The sequence below is a fragment of the Streptococcus sp. k-378 genome (assembly GCF_013277505.1).
Lineage (GTDB): Bacteria > Bacillota > Bacilli > Lactobacillales > Streptococcaceae > Streptococcus > Streptococcus pseudopneumoniae.
In genome coordinates this window covers 21,028-41,115 of record NZ_VMNC01000092.1, presented here as the reverse complement: position 1 = coordinate 41,115, position 20,088 = coordinate 21,028, and the positions used below count along the sequence as shown (strand labels likewise).

19 protein-coding genes are annotated in these 20,088 nt (G+C 40.8%); 1 reads left to right on the top strand and 18 read right to left on the bottom strand.

Annotated features, from left to right (window positions below):
* Positions 1-73: 73 nt before the first annotated feature.
* From mecA to HT719_RS09150, 18 genes are all read right to left on the bottom strand, one after another.
* On the bottom strand, positions 74-811 hold the full coding sequence (gene mecA, locus HT719_RS09235; RefSeq protein ID WP_000782676.1) for an adaptor protein MecA: 738 nt from the start codon (positions 809-811) through the stop codon (positions 74-76).
* Positions 812-1,012: 201 nt separating this feature from the next.
* Positions 1,013-2,047, bottom strand: coding sequence for a prephenate dehydratase (locus HT719_RS09230; RefSeq protein WP_172928977.1), 1,035 nt, complete (start codon positions 2,045-2,047; stop codon positions 1,013-1,015).
* Positions 2,040-3,509 carry an O-antigen polysaccharide polymerase Wzy gene (locus HT719_RS09225; RefSeq protein WP_172928975.1) on the bottom strand — a complete coding sequence of 490 codons (1,470 nt, stop codon included), beginning with the start codon at positions 3,507-3,509 and terminating at the stop codon, positions 2,040-2,042. Before HT719_RS09225 ends, HT719_RS09230 begins: the two co-directional genes overlap by 8 nt.
* A gap of 15 nt (positions 3,510-3,524) precedes the next feature.
* Positions 3,525-4,511, bottom strand: coding sequence for a glycosyltransferase family 2 protein (locus tag HT719_RS09220; protein WP_050261719.1), 987 nt, complete (start codon positions 4,509-4,511; stop codon positions 3,525-3,527).
* Position 4,512: 1 nt separating this feature from the next.
* Positions 4,513-5,616, bottom strand: coding sequence for a glycosyltransferase (locus HT719_RS09215; RefSeq protein WP_172928973.1), 1,104 nt, complete (start codon positions 5,614-5,616; stop codon positions 4,513-4,515).
* The gene (locus HT719_RS09210; protein WP_119948158.1) at positions 5,606-6,451 is read right to left on the bottom strand and encodes a phosphorylcholine transferase LicD; all 846 of its coding nucleotides are present in this window, start codon (positions 6,449-6,451) and stop codon (positions 5,606-5,608) included. The genes HT719_RS09215 and HT719_RS09210 overlap by 11 nt, the downstream gene beginning before the upstream one ends.
* A 222-nt stretch (positions 6,452-6,673) precedes the next feature.
* Entirely contained in the window at positions 6,674-7,948 is a 1,275-nt protein-coding gene (gene psr, locus HT719_RS09205) for a polyisoprenyl-teichoic acid--peptidoglycan teichoic acid transferase Psr (RefSeq protein WP_023939776.1), read from the bottom strand.
* On the bottom strand, positions 7,945-8,793 hold the full coding sequence (gene pheA, locus HT719_RS09200) for a prephenate dehydratase (protein ID WP_023939774.1): 849 nt from the start codon (positions 8,791-8,793) through the stop codon (positions 7,945-7,947). The genes psr and pheA overlap by 4 nt, the downstream gene beginning before the upstream one ends.
* The gene (locus tag HT719_RS09195; protein WP_023939772.1) at positions 8,790-9,266 is read right to left on the bottom strand and encodes a shikimate kinase; all 477 of its coding nucleotides are present in this window, start codon (positions 9,264-9,266) and stop codon (positions 8,790-8,792) included. The genes pheA and HT719_RS09195 overlap by 4 nt, the downstream gene beginning before the upstream one ends.
* Entirely contained in the window at positions 9,259-10,542 is a 1,284-nt protein-coding gene (gene aroA / locus HT719_RS09190; RefSeq protein ID WP_000769893.1) for a 3-phosphoshikimate 1-carboxyvinyltransferase, read from the bottom strand. Before aroA ends, HT719_RS09195 begins: the two co-directional genes overlap by 8 nt.
* A gap of 90 nt (positions 10,543-10,632) precedes the next feature.
* A complete protein-coding gene (locus HT719_RS09185) occupies positions 10,633-10,971 on the bottom strand; it encodes a YlbF/YmcA family competence regulator (protein ID WP_172928972.1) in 339 nt (112 codons plus the stop codon).
* Between the two features lie 53 nt (positions 10,972-11,024).
* Positions 11,025-11,606 carry a hypothetical protein gene (locus HT719_RS09180; protein ID WP_100104365.1) on the bottom strand — a complete coding sequence of 194 codons (582 nt, stop codon included), beginning with the start codon at positions 11,604-11,606 and terminating at the stop codon, positions 11,025-11,027.
* A 10-nt stretch (positions 11,607-11,616) separates the two neighbouring features.
* Positions 11,617-12,720 carry a prephenate dehydrogenase gene (locus HT719_RS09175; RefSeq protein ID WP_100104366.1) on the bottom strand — a complete coding sequence of 368 codons (1,104 nt, stop codon included), beginning with the start codon at positions 12,718-12,720 and terminating at the stop codon, positions 11,617-11,619.
* A 9-nt stretch (positions 12,721-12,729) separates the two neighbouring features.
* On the bottom strand, positions 12,730-13,896 hold the full coding sequence (aroC, locus tag HT719_RS09170; RefSeq protein ID WP_100104367.1) for a chorismate synthase: 1,167 nt from the start codon (positions 13,894-13,896) through the stop codon (positions 12,730-12,732).
* A gap of 9 nt (positions 13,897-13,905) precedes the next feature.
* Positions 13,906-14,973, bottom strand: a complete 1,068-nt coding sequence (aroB, locus tag HT719_RS09165; protein ID WP_100104368.1) for a 3-dehydroquinate synthase — start codon at positions 14,971-14,973, stop codon at positions 13,906-13,908.
* A gap of 18 nt (positions 14,974-14,991) precedes the next feature.
* Positions 14,992-15,846, bottom strand: coding sequence for a shikimate dehydrogenase (locus HT719_RS09160; protein ID WP_100104369.1), 855 nt, complete (start codon positions 15,844-15,846; stop codon positions 14,992-14,994).
* On the bottom strand, positions 15,836-16,513 hold the full coding sequence (aroD, locus tag HT719_RS09155; RefSeq protein ID WP_023939767.1) for a type I 3-dehydroquinate dehydratase: 678 nt from the start codon (positions 16,511-16,513) through the stop codon (positions 15,836-15,838). Before aroD ends, HT719_RS09160 begins: the two co-directional genes overlap by 11 nt.
* Positions 16,510-17,673, bottom strand: coding sequence for a class I SAM-dependent rRNA methyltransferase (locus HT719_RS09150; protein WP_172928970.1), 1,164 nt, complete (start codon positions 17,671-17,673; stop codon positions 16,510-16,512). The genes aroD and HT719_RS09150 overlap by 4 nt, the downstream gene beginning before the upstream one ends.
* A 149-nt stretch (positions 17,674-17,822) precedes the next feature.
* Between HT719_RS09150 and HT719_RS09145 the strand changes: the two genes are divergently transcribed.
* On the top strand, positions 17,823-19,940 hold the full coding sequence (locus tag HT719_RS09145) for an LTA synthase family protein (RefSeq protein ID WP_172928979.1): 2,118 nt from the start codon (positions 17,823-17,825) through the stop codon (positions 19,938-19,940).
* Positions 19,941-20,088 lie beyond the last annotated feature (148 nt).

The following is a 20,088-nucleotide window of genomic DNA, read 5'->3' as shown; positions in this document are numbered from 1 at the left end:
CTTGAAGCCATAAGAAAAAACGAATCAGACGATTCGCTCTTCTTAAAATCTGAAAATAGCTTTCCAGAAAGGATTAGCCGATTTTTTGCAGATTGAGCACTGCATCGTGACTCATCAAGACTTGACCATACTCTTGTAAGACTGAGCGACTGATATCACTATCGTCTGCAAACTCGCGCATACGGGCCAACAGCCAAGCTGGATATGGGCTTGGATGATTTTCAATATCCACTAAAATGGTCAAATAATAGCGCTCGTTCATTTTGTAGAGTTCAGAAGTTTCCATTTCAAAAGTCACTGTCTTGGCAAAAGCTACCAAGTCAGCCAACTTAGCAAAAGAAAGGATGTAGTAGATGTAAGGTTCTTTCTTACTCTCAGCTTCTTGTTCAGCTTGCTCTTGCTCTTCTTCCTTGGCTTCAACTTGCTCAAGAGATTGAATGGCTTCGATATCATCCTTGGTTTTGTCTGCGATGCTTTTTTCCAGGGTTTTGATAAATTCATCTGGAGACATTTGAGCCAATTCTTCCATATCTGGCAAATCCGATAAGTCTTCAAAATCTAGATTTTGGTCAATCTTTGACTTGGTCACAAAGACATCTACCTTATCAGGTTTTGGAGTCACACGGAAGCTCAACATGCCTGTATCCAGAAAGCTATCAGGCATCTCTAGCTCATCCAAGATAGCATAAAAGAACTCTTCTGTTTTTTCTTGAGGAACGAGAAAGTCAGCAATCTCCATTCCACGATCCATCAAATCCTCTAAAGACATCGTGATTTTTAAAGTTGTATCACTAATTTGTTTCATTTTCATTGCTAGTAACCTCATACTTTCAGTTCTATCTATTATACTAGATTTTTACGATTTTATCAAAAGAAGGCTCCTCTATACGGATAGATTTTCCCTAGGGTCTTTCTATAGGAGACTCCAAAAGAAAATTTCTGCAGACAGATAGAAAAAGCCTTCAAAATCAAACTTCTTGTTCGACTTTGAAGACCTAATACATCAGAAAGCTTATAGTTTAAAGGTTGCTACACCGAGGATAGAACGATTTAAGTTTCTAAGAATTTGAAGACTTTGTTCAAATTTCTTATAACGAGTCACTCCGTACTCTTCAACAAGAAGGACTGTATCTCTTTCCAAAAGAGATGATACATCCTGTAAATCTACAAAATGCATTCCTTTTAAAGCCTCTTGACTCTGTTTCAATTTATCTAGGATAGCTTTATTTGAGCTAACGATGGTCAATTCCTGTCCAGTATTTTTGTATGACAAAACATCTGCTAGGTTAGCAATTGTTGTAATCTCTGTTACAAAATCAATTTGATACTGAGAAAAATCACCTACTCTATTGATTGTTGGATTAAAGAGATAAACTAACACATTTCCCATCACAACCAAAATCACACAAACCACTCCAATAACAACTAAACGAAGAATCAGATTTTTCACATTTAAGCCAAGCGCTGTTTCACCATTTGCGTTCAATTCTTTAGAGTTGATGGTTTCCAGTTTTTCAATTTTCACATTTGCATAGGCATGTTTAAATTTCTCAATCAACCCATCAATTTTTCGCTCTAACAAGTCATTGGCATCTTTACTTGATGTCAAAATTTTCACACCAACCCCTGCATCGTCAATCATATAGTAGACGGTCAATTTTTTCCACCAATAGTCATTCGTTGAATTTTTCAAGGTTGTTTCGGTCGTGTCTAATTCACTGGCAATTTTTTTCAACTCACTGGGTTCTACATCATTGAAAAGATAAGCTCCATTCAAATTACCATCAATCAATTTCCCATAAAAATCACTATAACCACCAATTTGATGATTCAAAATCGTTTTGGCCGAATCTTCTGGAGGAGTGATTTTATAGATAAGATAAGTTGAATAACTTGTTGTATCTTTGACAGTGTTTTTATTCCTAACTGCTTTAATTGTAAATGGTACAGCAATGAGAGCAAATAAAGCGATGAGAGCTAGAATATTTGCTTTTCGTTTTTTGTATAGATTTGCAAATAAATCAGCTACTGAATAATGTTCAAACATGATTTTTTTCTCCTTTGTTTAGTAGATACTGGTTTTCTTTTGTAAGTATTTTTGCTACGAATATCATCACAAGAACAATTCCCCAGAATTGCATTGTAAATAAATTGAAGAAACTTTCTGAAAAGCTACTTCTAGGCATAAAGAATAGATTATTCAAGATGAGTAAAGACAAGGCAAATAGGATTGTTTTTGAACGATAGGCTACTTGCAGCATGGCTATGAATAACATACCTAGCAAGAGACTAAGTAGAAAGACTCCTATCATACCATAGTCTGTATACAACTCCATGATATAACTACTTCCGATACCATGTCCTTTCAAATATTCCTTGTTCAAAACAAGATAGGATAGATTGTGGGCATAACTATTACTATCAATAGCTAGCTCTACACTATTGGTTGTATGCTCAAAGGCTTTTCCTCCGAAAATGGCCCCCAAACTTCCCCTTGCAAAATAATCAAGAACAGGACCAAAAGTAAAATTACGGAAATCTCTGTAAGGTAGGCTACTGTTAAATAGAAAACCTCGAGCCAGAACTCCAAAACTAGTCCCTTGTTTATAGATAAAGTCAAGCAGGATATCCCAGAAACCTGTATGGGAAACTTGAACATTATCCCGTACATAATTGAGCACTCCCATCGCTAACATGAGAATAGGAGAACCTACAAAAATCGCTAACTTTTCTTTAAACCCAATCCATTTTCCCTTTTCTGTTTGCTCCCGCATAAAGTAATAAACAAAAGCAAATAGAATACTTAAAATAAAGGGATTTCGTGTCCCGATTGCCAAATGAATGGTATTAGCTGCAATAAAGGAGACAAGCACTACTGTGGCCTGCCATTTCTTTGGCTTGGTTGCCAGATACATACACATTGCGTAGACCGTAAAGGTAGACAAAATGTAGGTAAAATAAGGCAGTTTACTTTCAAAATTTGCATAGTAGGCATAGTAGGAAGTCTGCAAACGATACAAGAGCCGTTCGAATAATCTAATGAAATAGAAAGGATAGGTGAGAAGAAAAACTCCTAGCGAAACAAAGCGTAACCGCTTGATATAAACCTTTTTTAGAGAATTTCCTATATTTGCTACTTTTATTTTCTTCCTAGCTATGAAGTAACGAGCCAGGACGCCTCCTGTGGTCAAGCCCAGAATCGAAACCATGACGACTACAAAGGCAAAACGATAGGCTATGGGATGATAGGTATCCAGGGCGCCATCCCTAAAGTAATCAATGGTCGGTCTTGATACCAGAAAGACAAAAATAGTTAAAAAGAAAATAAAATGGATTAAGTAATACTTGATATCATTCCAACAAGCAATTAAGCTACTAACCAGTAAGAACAATAAAGTAGAAAGCAAGCTAACATTGTTATTATTAAACAGATACACAATTCCACTTACTAGTGTCAAAGCATAGCTGACTATGGTCAAACTAAATAATAATCGTTTTCCATCAATCACTTGCTCACCCCCGTTCTAATGTAATTTTTTAGATTTTTCAATATTTTTCAGTAATAAAAATCGATATAAGGAAATATTTATGAATAGAGCCAAAGCACTAATTCTTCTCCCCTTACGGAAAATTGGATTCCTAGCAATAGTAAAGGCATGGCCTTTTAAAAAACGATGAATCTGAGAATAGGCTTCAAACTGTTTATACTGATCATCTAGCAACATCTTATCCAGAATAAAGAAGTGGGCATAGGCCAATCTGAAAAAAGCAACCTCTTTCAAATCAGGATAGTTTTTCATAACTTCATTATAAAACTTTTGGTAGATATCAATATAGGCTAAATCCTTCTCTGCATAGGGTTTGGTCGTAATGCTATCCCCTCTATGGAAATAGTAATAATAGGGTTTGGTATTAACCACGTACTTCTTGGCCAACTTGATTAAATCAAAATGATAATAGGCATCTTCGTAAATCAATCCCTTTGGAAAGGATAGGGCAGTTGCAATCTCTCTCTTGATTAGCTTATTGCAGATCGTTCCAGGTATTTTTTCACCTATGAGGTATTCCTTTAGAAATGTTTGAGAATCACAGACAAAATAGTCATCCTGATTGGCTGACTGTGGGCTTTCATCATTAGCATAGACATTCATGACACCACAGCTTGAAACATCCGCATCTTCTTGAATTAATTGCTCATATAAGCTCTGAATCATTTCTGGATGGATATAATCATCTGAGTCAATAAAAATCAGATAATCTCCGTGAGCCTGCTTCATTCCATCATTTCGTGCTTGTGACAAACCTTCATTCTTTTTATGAAGCACTGACACCCTATCATCTAGTTCAGCGATTGAATCACACAAGCGACCACTTTCATCCGTTGCTCCATCATCAACAAGAATGATTTCCAGATTTTGATAAGTCTGCTTCTGAATGGAAGCTATCGATTTTTCTAGGTACTGCGCCACATTATAGACTGGCACAATGACACTAATTAATGCAGTTTCCATGCTACTCCTCTAATAGTTTTTCTACTTGTTCGATTTGTTTGGCAATTGTAAATTGTTGAATGAATTGGCTAGCCTCATTGACATCGAAGTTTGAGGTAGAGGTCATGTAGTTCGTAATTGCCTTAGCTGCCTCTTGATTGCTCTCAATGATTTGTCCAAATCGTCCTTCTTGGGATAATTCCTCAGCCCCTCCGACATCCGTAGAGACAAAAGGGATTCCAAGGCTCAAGGATTCCACATAAACACCAGGAAAACCTTCTTGTTTAGACATAGACAAGAGGATCTTCATCTGAGACAAATACTGGTATGGATTTTTTTGATAACCAAGGAAATGCACATAGTCTTCAAGCTCATACTCTTTAACTCGTTTTTTCAGTTCCTCTTCCATATCACCAGCCCCGATAAAATAGAGATGATAGTTTTTCCCCTCTTGGTGCAATAACCGTATCACTTCCACCACACGGTCAGAACCCTTATTTTCCTCAATCCGTCCGATGGTACAGATACTTTGAGGAGCAATCTCGATATCGATCTTCTCTTGAGATTTTTCTAAAATAGTCTTAAAATCATATCCATTGTAGACTGTCTGTAATTTAGAAGCATAATCTGGATAGACTTCCTTGATAGAATTGCTGGTCTTTTTTGAAATTCCTACAATGGTATTCGCAGCATCCAACTGGCGTCTATGTGATTCTCTTTTGGAGCTATCCTTAAGAAATTCTTCGATACTTCCATGAATCCAAGAGATTTTCTTGACTTCTTTTCTTTTAGAGAACAACAGTGGTGGATTCATAATGGTAAAGGAAACTTCAACATCATAGTCATCTTTTACAAGCAAGCGACGAGTCAGCCTTGGAAAATAAATTCTCATTCTCCACAAAAAAGCTCGTAACCATCTAGCTCGGCGATAATCTTGAAGAGATTTTAAAATGCCTACATGCTTGGGAACAGATTCGTATCCCTTGTCAAAGTGCTCCATTTCAAGAATATCAATATCATACTTTTCTGGATCCAGATTTGAAACAATGGTAGACAGAATCTTTTCTGCACCGCCTCCGAGAGAAAAAGACCACATAAAAAATAAGATTTTTTTCTTAGCCACCATATTCTCCCTTGTATTCTGTATAAGACTTATCCATATCAGCGATGACAGCATCATGATGCGGTAGCTGCTTATCTGCTGGTGGAGGCGTCATATAATCCCCAAAAGCAGTTCTGAGATAGACATCATAGCCGATTGGAATAGGCATCTCTGTTCCTTCAAATGGCAAGAAAAGATTGTCTTCAAAAGATGTGATTGGGTACTTGTTTCTCATGTAGCCAGGACCTGAGCATAATTCTGTAATGCCATCACAATCAGCCAAATCATACTTAGTCATTTCTTTCTCAGCTTTTTTCCAGATGCGATAACGGAGAGATTTTGGAGTCAAACCCAGTAAAATGCAACTTCCCCATTTCATGAGAGCACCATGCTTTTCTGGAATAGTTTGCGCACAAAAGAGTGAATAAATCAAGGCCCAACGAACCTGTTTTTTCCGCTCAGCTGGATTTTTCGGATAATAATCCAAAGGCAAAACATCCAAGGCCAGACCATGTGGCAAATCCAAATCCTGCTGATAAGGCTTGATACAGGTGGTTTTCTTGTCACGAATGGTAATAAAAAGATTACGATCAACAAAATCCTTGTGACTCTTTGACAAGAAATAACGTTCATCTGCATAACGAGGCCATAATTCTGCTAATTTCTCATAATCTTTACGAGGCATAAAAAAGTCTAGGTCGTCGTCCCAAGGAATAAATCCCTTGTTTCGAAGGGCACCAATAGCGCCTCCGCCACAGAGATAACAGAGCAAATCATGTTCTTTACAAAAGGCCACAAAATATTCAGCCATCTCCAGACTACGAGCCTGAATTGCTTTTAAATCAGTCATATTGTTCATTATTCTTTCTATCGTATCGTTTCATTATACCACAAACAAGGGGTGAAAATCTATTGCAGACTGTAAAAAATCAAAGCCTGACTGCTATCCAAATAGCTATCAAACTTTGATTTTTCTGTCTTATACTCTTCGAAAATCTCTTCAAACCACGTCAGCTTCACCTTGCCGTAGGTATNNCGGCTAGCTTCCTAGTTTGCACTTTGATTTTCATTGAGTATTATCTTATCTCAAGCCCATTTGAGCGAGCTTGGTTTGATATTTGTTTTGATCAACCAGCAAGCCCAAGCCTCCATAAACATCATAGGCATCTACCCAGTCACCCAGTTCTGGAATCGTCAATTTTTCAATACCATTTTTTGCTCCATCCAAAACAGATAAACCGTTTGTTAGGAGGAAAGTATAGGGTACGTTGGTTGAGGTCATAGCAAAAACCTTTCCAAGAGCTTCAGAACCAGTGAAAAGTTTAGTGGGATCTTTAATTTGCTCTAAAATTGCTGTTAAAACTTGTTGCTGTCTTTTTGTACGGCCGTAATCCGCCTCATCGTCATCACGGAAACGAGCATAATTGAGCAAGGTTGAACCGTTCATCTGCTGTTTTCCGACTTTGATGGTTTGGGTTGGAGACTCAGTCTCAGTAGCGTGTAAATCATCTCCGACTGTAGCTTCTGTTAGTGGGCGCCCATTCAATGTTGAAAATTGAGCATCAATTGTCACCCCATCAGGGAAAAGTGTGTCAATCGCTGTTGCAAAGGCCTGAAAATCGACCAAGGCATAGTACTTAATGTCCAAGTCAAAATTATCTTTCAGGACTTGGCGAACCATTTCTGCCCCTTTTTGCCCCTCTTGTTCTCCTAACTCATAGGCTACGTTTAACTTGTTATCCGTCTGTTTTCTACCGTTAATGACTTGACTATAACCATCTATATAGACCAAATTATCACGCATGAAGCTGACCAACTTCATTTTCTTATCTGAGCCGCCAACATTTAATACCATAATAGAGTCCGTCCGCGTCTCAGCACTGTTTTGGCCGATTCGACCATCCGTCCCCATGATCAAAATATTAACCCCGTCTCTAGTGTCCTGACCATTAAAGACTTGAACCTGTGCTGCCTTAGCATCAGCAGTTTTCTTTGCACTAGCATCTTGGTAACCACGTAAAAACATGAATACCATGGCTAAAGCCACACAGACCAAAAGTGAAAAAATCACCATAAAAATGCGTTTAAGACGGAGCTTCCGTCTTTTCTTTTTGGGAGGGGAAGAGAGTGCTTGTGATTTGGATTGTGAGCGACTCCGGTTCGCATAGCTTGGTAAGTCAACCTGCTCTTCTCTTTCTTGTTCCAAGCTGGAACTACTATTTACCCTAGCAAGAGTTATCTTTTCTTGCAAATAGGCAAACTCATTTTTTTCTCTCTCATTGAGATAGTGAATATTTTTTAGCAAATAATCATAACGTAATTTTTCATGATGACTGAGAGGATTTTCTTTACTCATCTTCTCTCCTTTCCATGGTCTGATATTGGATAAATAGGATAGGCACCCAGAACTTTATACTGGATTCCGATGGCTTCTAGTTCTTTTTGGGCAAAGTGAACCAAGTCCTTATCAGTATAGTCCACATCGATAATGAAAAAGTATTCGCCTAGCGCTGTCTTGAGTGGACGACTTTCAATTTTTGTCAAGTCAATTCCTCGCCAAGCAAAGGTCGACAGGGCCTTATAAAGTGCACCTGGAAGGTTGTCAGGTAATGTCAAGGCCAAACTCATTTTTTCAGTTTGTGCTTGCAAGGGAATAGCTGCACCTTCAGCTCCCAGAACCCAGAAACGTGTGAAATTGGCTTCCATTTCCTGAATATCCTCGGCAATCAGTTCCAATCCATATTCTTCAGCAGAACTTCTAGGTGCAACTGCTGCAAAGGGCTGGTCTGGATGTTCGGAAATAAAACGGGCCGCATAAGCTGTACTAGCTGTTACCTCGATTTGAGCCTCTGGATATTGTTCATCGATGAATTTCTTTCCTTGAGCCAAGGCCTGTGGATGTGAAAAAATCTTTTCAATCTTAGTATGGCCTGGAACCACCATCAACTGCTGATGAATAGGCTGAACGATTTCTGCTACTGCTTGGATGTGAGCCTGATGAAAAAGATAGTCCAAGGTTTCATGAACACTACCCTCAATAGAGTTTTCAACTGGCACCACAGAATAGTCCACTAATCCTTGCTCATAAGCCTTGATGACATCTGTAATGTTGGCAAAAGCCTGCAATTCCTCATTAGGAAAAGCTGTCTGCACAACATGGTGTGAAAATGATCCCTTGGGACCTAGATAAGCAATTTTCATCTTAGTTCCTCTATAATTTCCTCCGGACTTAGCTTGGTCACATCCAAAATCCGACTAGCCACTTCCTCATACCAAACCTGTCTTTCTTGGAAAATAGCTGCAAGTTCTTCCTTGCTATTATTTAGAAAAAGCGGGCGCTGATTATCCTTATCAGCTGCGATACGTTGGTAGAGGGTTTCAAAATCTGCTTTCAGGTAGATGTTATCTGTATTAGTCTTGAGTAAGTCACGATTTCTCTGAGAAATAACCACTCCTCCTCCAGTTGACACGACTTGGTCTGTTTGTAGTAAATCAGCTAGGACTTCTGACTCTACCTGACGAAAGGCCGCTTCGCCCTTTTCCGCGAAAAATTCCGCAATGGACATACCTAAACGCTTCTCTATCAGAGCATCCATATCAAGGTAGTCTGGGTCTAAACCTCTTGCAATAGTCGATTTGCCAGCACCCATAAAGCCTAGTAACACCTTAGCCATGAGTCAAGTTCTCCAAATCATCAAAGAAGCTAGGATAGCTGGTATTGATGGCTTCTGCCCGATCAAGTTCCACTTCTCCATCTGCAACCAAGAGAGCTGCGATGGCTGTCATCATGCCAATTCGGTGGTCTCCAAACGTATTGACTCTAGCACCGTAAAGAGCGGATTTTCCTTTGATAATCATTCCATCTGCTGTAGGTGTGATATCTGCTCCCATACTATTCAGGGCGTCTGCCACCACCTGAATGCGGTCTGTTTCCTTGACCTTAAGTTCCTCAGCATCCTTGATAACTGTTACACCTTGGGCTTGGGTCGCAAGTAGAGCGATAATGGGCAATTCATCAATCAAACGTGGAATCAAGGCACCGCCAATCTCTGTTCCTTTCAAGTCTGAAGACTCAACAGTCAAGGTAGCAGATTTAGCGACTGGGTCAATTTCAGTCATTTCCAATTTTCCACCCATGGCGCGAATGACATCAATAATACCGGTGCGCGTTTCGTTGATACCCACATTCTGCAGCACTAGACGAGAGTTTGGAACAATCAAACCTGCGACTAACCAAAAGGCTGCACTGGAAATATCTCCTGGTACGACCACCTTCTGTCCTGTCAATTTTTGTGGCCCTTGGACTGTGATTTTCTTGCCCTCCACACTTAAATGGCCACCAAATTGTTGCAACATATCTTCAGTATGATTACGGGTGCACTCTTTTTCGATAATCACTGACTCCCCCTGAGCCTGCAAGGCCGCAAAGATCAAGGCTGACTTGACTTGGGCAGAGGCAATTGGCAACTCATACTGAATAGGTCTTAGGGTTTTCGTCCCTTTTAAGTGAAGAGGAGGCAGGTCTCGCTCAGTTTGTCCCGAAATGCTAACGCCCATTTTTTTCAGAGGAATCGTCACACGATCCATAGGACGTTTGGAAAGACTGTCGTCTCCAAACATTTCTACTTCAAAATCTGCACCTGCAAGGACACCTGAAATCAGGCGAATCGAGGTACCAGAATTTCCCATATCAAGGGCATTTTGCGGAGCTTTTAAGCCTTCCATACCCACACCTTGAATGGTAATAACCCCATCTTTGTCCTCAATTTCAACACCAAGGTCACGAAAAACCTGCATGGTCGAAAGAACGTCTTCACCTCGCAGAATATCATAAACCTTGGTCTCACCCTCAGCCAAACTTCCAAAGATAATGGAACGGTGGCTGATAGACTTGTCACCTGGAACGCGGATACTGCCATGTAAGTGGCGAATGTTTGTTTTTAGTTTCATACTGGACCTCATACTTGCAATACTTTTACCTATTTTATCATAAAAAGCCAGAAATTCCTTAAAAATTCTGACTTTAGGATAGTTCTTTTCTTATTTTAGCAATTCTGAAACTGGTTCGAAAACAATTTTTTCAATGTCAGAAAGGTAAATGGCCAATTGTTGTTGCTTGGTAAAGAATTCTGACAAGAGGCTGTTCCCTTGAATCTGTTTACCAAAGCCTTCCATTTTCGCTTGGAAGGATGCGTCTGGCATTTGCCCTGTCTGGGCTAGTCTTTGAATTTCTTCTTGGAAGGCAACATATTCTGTAAAGATTTTACTTGCCTCAGCATCTGCTGCAATCGCATCTTTAACTGCTTTAACAGCCTTGTATTCTGGTAATTCGCGTAGACCGCGACTGAGTTCGTTTGCACTATCGTAAATATTTGGCATAATTTTCTCCTTATTTATTTCTTTTAAAATTACTAGTCACTCTGTGGTCTTTATTATTGTGCAATCACTTTTATATGACCTCTTGAATATCCATTGCTTAATTCCTTATCTGGTATATACTCTATCTTCAAAGTTCCTAAATTAGAACCTGTTTTTATTTCATTTGACATAAGATTATCAAAATAGTTATTTATCTCATCATCAGATAAGGATGATTCAATCGATTTAACAATATCATGAAATACTTCTTTCATTCCTGCAACACCAGATTCACTATTTTCATTTGTCTGATTTATTGTTACATTGATTTTGTCAGTATCATTTGCATGTAAAAGCTCCAAGTAGTATCCGTAGCTTGATGCGAAATATTTTATTTTTATATTTCCTTTTTTGATATTTTCTAATGGGCTATTAGAATTTTGATTATAGCTATTAATAAAATTATTAATAATCCTATCGTCTACATACTTTGAATTAGTTTTCTCTGAACTTGTTTCTTTCTTGGATGGTTCATTTTTTGTCTCGACACTTGCTTCTGAATTAGTTTTCACATCTTTTTTAACAGCACAAGCACTAAGTAGGATAAAAGAAATAAAGATAATACCAAATATTGATTTAAGTTTTATTTTTGACATGATTTTCTCCTTATTTGATGACGACTGTGTAGTCTGTGTTTTCTGTTATGAGGTGCTCGGCTCGTTCCAAGTCTTGAGCATTTTTAAATGAAATTTGTAGAATCCCGTGAATATCTTCACGGTTTTCCTCGTTAATATGAATATTGACCAAGGAAGTTCCTCGTAGCAATTCCAAAATCCGCAAGATGACATCTTCTTCATCGGGAACATCGACATAAAGGTCATAAGAGCTATCCACACCACCACGCTTATGGATTTCCATGGCCTGACGCTGCTCACGCGCTTGATTGAAAAAGTTCCAGATTTGCTCTTCATCTCCCTTGCTGATAGCCTGACCAACCTCATCTAAACGTTCTTTAAAATCTTCAATTCTCTCTAGGATAGTCTCGCGATTGGACAAGAGAATGGAGGTCCACATACCTGGCTCGCTTTCCGCAATCCGAGTCATATCGCGAAAACCACCGGCCGCAAAGCGTCTTGCCATCTCATGCTCTTGAGCATAGACCGTGGTCTGCTCCATGAGACTAGAAGCCAGAATATGAGGAAAATGGCTAATCTGAGAAGTGACACGATCATGCTCCTTGGCATCAATTTCGATAAAACGAGCATGAAGACCTGAAAGCAGTTCCTTCATTTCCTCAAGCGTATCAGGACCTGTCAGGCTCGAAGGTGTAAAGATATAATAGGCATTTTCAAAAAGATTGACATCCGCAGAAGCAGCCCCTGTCTTGTGACTACCAGCCATAGGATGGGCTCCTACAAAACGAATCGACTTGCCAGCCAAATAGTTCTCCGCTGCATCTACAATGGCTGACTTGGTCGAACCAGCATCTGAAATAATGACACCTTCTTTCAAGTTCAAGTTGGCCAACTCCTTAATAAAGGAAATGGTTTGTTTGATTGGCAAGCTGAGAATGATGATATCTGCCAAAGGAGCAAAACTAGCAAAATCATCCGTTGCACGGTCAATCATGCCTTCTTTCAAGGCGATATCTCTCGAAGCTTGACTGCGATTATAACCTAAAATTTCATAATCTGGATGATCGCGTTTGATACCAAGGGCCATAGAGGCACCAATCAATCCAAGGCCCGCGATATAGACTGTTTTTACCATAGGAACTCCTTAATAGTTCTTTGTATAGTCTCGGTGTTTGGCCACTGCTTCTTTTAATTCCTCTAGATTATCTGATGAGAATTTTTCAAGGATTTCTTGTACCAGAACCGTTGCCACAACGGCTTCCATAACCACACCTGCTGCTGGAAGAGCAGTAGGATCACTTCTCTCCACAGTTGCCTTGTAGGGTTCATGGGTTTCAATATCCACACTCATGAGAGGCTTATAAAGAGTAGGAATGGGTTTCATCACTCCACGAACAACAATGGGTTGCCCATTAGTCATACCACCTTCAAAGCCGCCCAGATTGTTGGTACGGCGAGTATAGCCGTCTTCTTTAGACCAGAGAATTTCATCCATGACCTGGCTGCCTTTACGATAACCAGCCTCAAATCCAAGACCAAATTCTACCCCTTTAAAGGCATTGATAGAGACAACAGCTTGGGCTAATCGTGCATCCAATTTTCTGTCCCATTGGACATAGGAACCAAGACCAACTGGAACACCTCCAACGACTGTCTCCACAACCCCACCGATGGTATCACCGTCACGTTTGATTTGGTCAATATAATCCTTGATTTCCTGTTCTCTTTCTTGGTTGACAATAGAAACGTCAGACTGGGCAGCTCTTTCCTTAATCTCAGTGACTGTGAGATTCTCAGGAACATCGATTTCCTTGCCACCAAAAACCACGACATGATTAGCAATCTCCATACCCAGCTCAGCCAAGAGGCGTTTGGCCACTGCCCCCACTGCTACCCGCATGGTGGTTTCACGAGCTGATGAACGCTCCAAAGAATTTCTTAAATCATCAAAACGGTACTTGATGCCCCCAACTAAATCGGCATGACCTGGACGAGGATGGGTGATTTTTCGTTTGCTTTTAAGGCGGTCTTCAATGTCCTCTGCAGACATGATGTCCAGCCATTTCTGGTGGTCCTTATTGACGACATCCATGGTAATAGGCGCCCCTGTCGTCTTCCCGTGGCGAACGCCCGAAGTAAAGATAACTTGGTCGCTCTCAATTTTCATACGACCACCGCGGCCGTAGCCACCCTGACGGCGTTTAAGGTCGCCATTGATATCCTCAGCTGTCAAAGGAAGCCCAGCTGGAATTCCCTCAATGATAGCTGTCAGACGGGGTCCGTGTGATTCTCCTGCAGTTAAATATCTCATACACTCTCCTTATTTTACCAAGTAGTCTTTCATCTCTTCCAGAGAAACTGGGTGAATGGTCGCTGAACCAAGCTCTGGCACCAAGACCAATTTCAAGATGTTACCACGCGCTTTCTTGTCATGAGTAAGAGCCTGATAAAGCTTGTCAACTTCCCAATTTTCATAGTCAGCAGGCAAGCCGAATTTCTGACACATCTCTGTGATAGATTGGGTAATGCCAGCTGGCATGAGGCCTTTTTCCTCAGCAACCTTGGAAATCTGTACCATTCCCATGGCAACAGCTTCACCATGCATGACTTTCCCATACCCAGCCGTCGCTTCAATGGCATGACCAATGGTGTGGCCAAAATTGAGGTAAAGGCGAACACCATTGTCCAACTCATCCTCAACTACCATCTTGCGCTTGACCTGACAAGAATGTTCAATCAAGGTCTCTGCATGTTCCAGAATGCTCTCAACAGAACCATCCAGCTCCGTCAAAAGAGCCCACAGTTCTGGATCCTCAATCAAGCCATACTTGATGACCTCCCCCATCCCTTCAATCAACTCTCTTTTTCCAAGCGTTTCAAGGACAAGCGGGTCAATCAGAACCCCATCTGGTTGGGCAAAGGTACCCACCATATTCTTTGCAAATGGAGTGTTAACGCCTGTCTTTCCACCGATAGACGAATCCACCTGGGCAGTTAAACTGGTCGGAATCTGAACAAAGTGAATACCCCGCATATAGGTAGAGGCTACAAAACCAGCCAGATCCCCAACGACACCACCGCCGAGAGCCACGATTCCATCGCTACGAGTCAACCCCTGCTTAACTAGAAATTCATATACTTTCTGAACAGTAGTTAAATTCTTTCTTTCTTCCCCTTCTAAAAAGTCAAAAACAGCTACCTGAAAACCAGCATCTTCTAGGCTGAGTTTGACCTTCTCAGCATAAAGAGAAGCTACATGGTTGTCTGTTACGATGAGCACTTTTTGTGGTTGCCATAGTTCTCGCAACCATTGACCAGCCTGAGCCAGACAACCTTTTTCAATCTGAATATCATAAGGATGATGAGGAATATCGATTCTGATTTTCATAGGAGAGTCTCCCTTTCTTTATTGGTATTTTTCTGTTAAAGACTGCCAAATCTCTTCTGTCGGCATTTCCTTGCCTGTCCACAGTTGAAAAGCTTCTGCAGCTTGATAGAGCAACATTCCCAGACCATTGACTGCTGGATTGCCCTGACTTCTAGCCCATTTCAAAAATGGCGTTTCAAAGGGTTGGTAAATGATATCTGCGACCAAGAGAGTCTCTGTCAGATTGATGTTTTCTGGAACTGGGGATGATTGACCATCCATGCCCACACTAGTCGCATTGACCAGTAAGCCCGAATCGGCAATCCTTGCTTGCAGTTCCGAAACATCTTCTAAAGCATACAAGTCCACTTTAAAGCCTGTCTGCTCCTGTAACTTGTCTAGGTGAGGTCTTGTTTTTTCCATAGAAACGGAACGAACAAAGACCGAAATCTGACTGACACCATCCAAAATGGCTTGCGCTATAATGGACTTGGCCGCACCACCTGCACCCAGCAGGGTCATCTTCTTACCTGTAATTGTAAAAGAAGGCAAACTCTTAAAGAATCCCTTGCCATCTGTATTATATCCAATCAAATTCCCATTCTCATTGACAACCGTATTGACCGCACCAATCAAGCGCACCTCATCGCTCAGCCCGTCCAAATAAGGAATCACCTGCTCCTTATAGGGCATGGACAGATTGATGCCAAACATCTGGTAGCGACAAATATTGGCTACTGTTTCTGCCAAATCACTCGCTTCAATCTCCCAAGCAACATAAACACCATTGGTAGCTGTCGCCTCAAAGGCCCTATTGTGGATGAAGGGAGAAATAGAATGTTTAATAGGATTGGCAACAACTGCAGCTAAACGTGTATAGCCATCAAGCTTCATCCAAAATCTCCCTGATTTTTCTCATGCTAGCTAGAGAAATCTGACCAGGGGCACTAGCCTCATCCAGACTGGCAAAAGACCAACTCGAACCAGTCACATCCGCAGTGATACGAGAAACCTTGCCCACCTTACCCATAGAAATAGTTACATATTCCTGCTCAGGATTGAGGGTTTTAAAGCCCCGTGTATAGTTCATCAAGTCTAGCACATCCTGCTCCGTATGAGCCATCACCGCAACCTTGACAAGTTTTGGATTTAGGCTCGTCAACTCTGACAAGATTTCCATCATATTTTCAGGTGTTTCTTGGAAATTGTGGTAACTCAAAACGAGATTTGGGAAGTCCAGCATTTCCTCAAAAACATCCTTGTAGCTATAGTACTCAAAATCAATATAGTCTGGTTGATAGAGTTGCACCACTTCCTTGATTAAATGGATATATTCTTCTGAAGAAAGGTCAATTTCTCCCCCTTCAGAGCGAGTTCGTAGCGTGAAAACCAACTCACGACCTGCGAATTTTTCAAAAATAGCTGGAGCCACCTGCAAAATCGCTTCTTTAGGCAGATAGTCGGCACGCCATTCAATGATGTCGGCATCCAGGTACCTTGTGGCATCCAGAGCCTGGGCCTCCTCTAAACTTCTTGGCATTACTGAAACGATTAATTTCATTTACTAACCTTCATACTAATCACCTTGAGGTAATTACTACTTTCATCTTTTTTATTATAGGCGAAGTCTGCTGGAAGACCGTATTTATTTAAAATCTGGTAACTTCTTCCTGCAAAGCCTTTATCAATTTGTTCTGTAAATTTCTGACGGGAAACATTGGCAGCATTGGTACTGGCAATGATAATCCCTCCAGGATTTAAAATCTCAAGACTCTGGAAAATCAACTTGTGATAATCCTTGGCCACAGAGAAGGTTTGTTTTTTATTCCGAGCAAAGCTAGGCGGATCTAGGACAATCACATCGTAGGTCAAGCCTTTTCGTTTGGCATACTTGAAATATTCAAAGACATCCATGACCACAAAACGATGGTCGTCTGTGCTGATTCCATTTGCCTGAAAATGCGCTTGAGACAATTCTCGTGAACGTTTGGCTAAGTCCACAGAAGTTGTCTGACTTGCTCCTCCCATGGTCGCAGCTACTGAAAAAGCTGCTGTATAGGAAAACATATTGAGCAAGGATTTGCCCATAGCCAAGCCATCGACCAGACTACCACGAACCTCATGCTGGTCTAGGAAAATTCCTGTCATCAAGCCATCATTCATAAAGACTTGATACAGAACACCATTTTCCAGAACAGTGAAAAAGTCAGGTGCTTCTTGACCATAAACATGGGCAGATTCATAGTCCAAACCCTTAAAGCGTATCTTCTCATAGGCTCCTAAAACCTCAGGAAAAACCTGTCTAAAGGCTTCTGATATAGTCTTACGAATTTGATAAACATAAGAGTTATACCAAGAAAAGACAGCATAGTCGCCATAAAGGTCCACTGTCAGACCGCCAAAGCCATCTCCCTCTTGGTTGAAGAGACGAAAGGCAGTTGTCAAATCATCTTGATAGTAGGCGCTTCTCTTTTCTTTAGCTTGTCTAAACAGCATTTCAAAGAAAGCTTGATTGAAGGTGATCTTGTCTTTACTGATAAACCAACCCAAACCCTTGTTTTGCTGCGAAAGGTAGGCAGTTCCAAGAAAGGTTCCTTCCTGACTCTGCACTTCTACTTCCTGATCCTTAAGATTGACATTCTCAAGATCACTGGCTTCTAGTAAAACTAGCCCCTTAGCAAGCTTCTTTTCAACCCTTTTGCTAACTCTTATTCTATTCATAACTACCATTATATCAAACTTTTAGACAATTCTCAAAAAAGAAACTACCCTTGCTTTTTTACTCTTCTTTTAAAAAATGGTATACTAATACTAATAAAAAATTAGGAAGTAAATGTGTGAAAAGCAATTTTAACAAAATCCAAAAAGCCATGGGTACCAGACTGGGTTTTGTCCTAACCCTTTTAATCCTCTATTGGCTCAAAACCTTATTAGCCTATGCCGTTGACTTTAATTTAGATATTCAAGTGGGCAAGTTGCAGGGAAATTACCTTGCCTTTATCGCCTTTTTCAATCCCCTTCCCTTGGGGCTACTCCTGCTGGCTCTAGCCCTCTATGCTCGGTCAACCAAAATCTTTTATGGTCTGAGTATAGCTATTTATAGCCTGTTGTTCATTTGGCTCTATTCTAATGTCTTTTACTATCGAGAATTTAGTGACTTTATCACGGCTAATACCATGAAGGTGGTCAGCAAGGTGTCTGTTGGTACTGCAGAATTAGAGTTACTGCGCTTTTGGGATTTCATCTATTTTATGGATTTCCCACTGCTGGCTTTCCTTTTCTATAAAAAATTCATCCAGCTGGATAGGAGACCTTTCAAATTCCGCTCCAGTGTTGCCATCACTGCTCTCTCTGCCCTGCTCTTTTCAGCTAACCTTTTCTTGGCTGAAATTGAGCGTCCCGATCTCCTATCGCGAGGATTTTCGAATTATTATGTTGTTCGCGCCCTTAGTTTACCCGCCTTTTTAGGCTATAGTGCCAACCAATCATACAGTGCCAACAAGGAACGTGCCAAGGCCTCTGAGACCGACCTGCAACCTATTACAGATTATATTCAAGAACATTCGGCTAAACCTAATCCAGACTATTTCGGCTTAGCCAAAGGGAAAAATGTGATTTATCTCCACTTGGAGAGTTTCCAACAGTTCCTGCTGGACTATAAACTCAACATAGATGGAACTGAGCATGAAGTCACTCCCTTCCTCAACTCCCTCTACCATTCGCAAGCAACCCTATCCTTTTCGAATATCTTTAACCAAGTCAAGGCTGGTAAGACCTCAGATGCAGAAACCATGCTGGAGACTGGTTTGTTTGGACTTGACCAAGGTTCCTTTATGGTCAACTATGGAGGTACCAATACCCAGCAAGCTGCGCCTTTTATCCTATCAAAAAATGGCTACCAATCCAGTGCTGTCTTTCACGGCAATATTGGGACCTTCTGGAACCGAAATACGACCTACAAACAATGGGGCTATCAATACTTCTTTGATGCATCCTACTTCACCAAGCAAGACAGTAGCAATTCTTTCCAATATGGTTTAAATGATAAAATCATGATGAAAGATTCTATTCAGTATCTGGAGCATTTGCAGCAGCCTTTTTATGCCAAGTATATCACGGTGTCCAATCACTATCCCTATGCTAGCAATCTGACTGGCGATGAGCTTGGTTTCCCACTGGCTAAGACCAAAGATGAAACAATCAATGGCTACTTCCAAACAGCCAACTATCTGGACAGTGCCATTAAAGCCTTCTTTGACTATCTCAAAGAAAGTGGCCTCTATGAAAAATCCATCATCGTCATTTACGGAGACCATTATGGTATTTCCAACTCCCGCAATCCTGACCTGGCACCCTTGATTAGCAAGACTTCTGAGAACTGGTCGAATTACGACAATGCCATGTTGCAACGAGTGCCTTTTATGGTGGTCATGCCTGGCTATGAAAAAGGACAAATCATCAATACCTACGGTGGACAAATCGATATCTTACCGACTCTCGAACACCTCCTTGGTATTGAGTCCAGTTCCTTCCTTCAAGTTGGGCAAGACCTTCTGTCTCCAGACCATCAAGAAATCGTTGCCTTTCGAACTGCCAATTCCTTCGTCACACCCAAATATACCAGCTACGACGGACGAACCTACTACACTGAAAGTGGTCTTGAAATCAGCAATCTTGATGAACAAACTCAGACTGAACTAGAAATTGTTCGTCAAGCAGCTAGTCAACAGCTGAAAATCAGCGACCAGATTCAAACTGGCGATTTGATCCGTTTCTACCAAGCAGATCATCTTGGAAAAGTTGATACAGAAAGTATTTCTTACCTCAATTCCTTGCCCATTCTGCAAAAGATTGAGCAAGAAAAAGGAAGTCAGTCAACCAGCCTCTTTAGCCAACGACAAGGCAAAACTAGTACTGACCTTTTCAAGGCACCAAGTTACCAAGAACTCCACCCAGAGTCGGCTGAAACCGAATCAAAATCACAATAAAAAATGCTCTTCCGTCTTGGAGGAGCATTTCTTTTTATCAACAAAAATCAAAGAGCAAACTAGGAAGCGATCTGCAGGCTGCTCAAAGCANNACCATATCTACGGCAAGGCAAAGCTGACGTGGTTTGAAGAGATTTTCGAAGAGTAT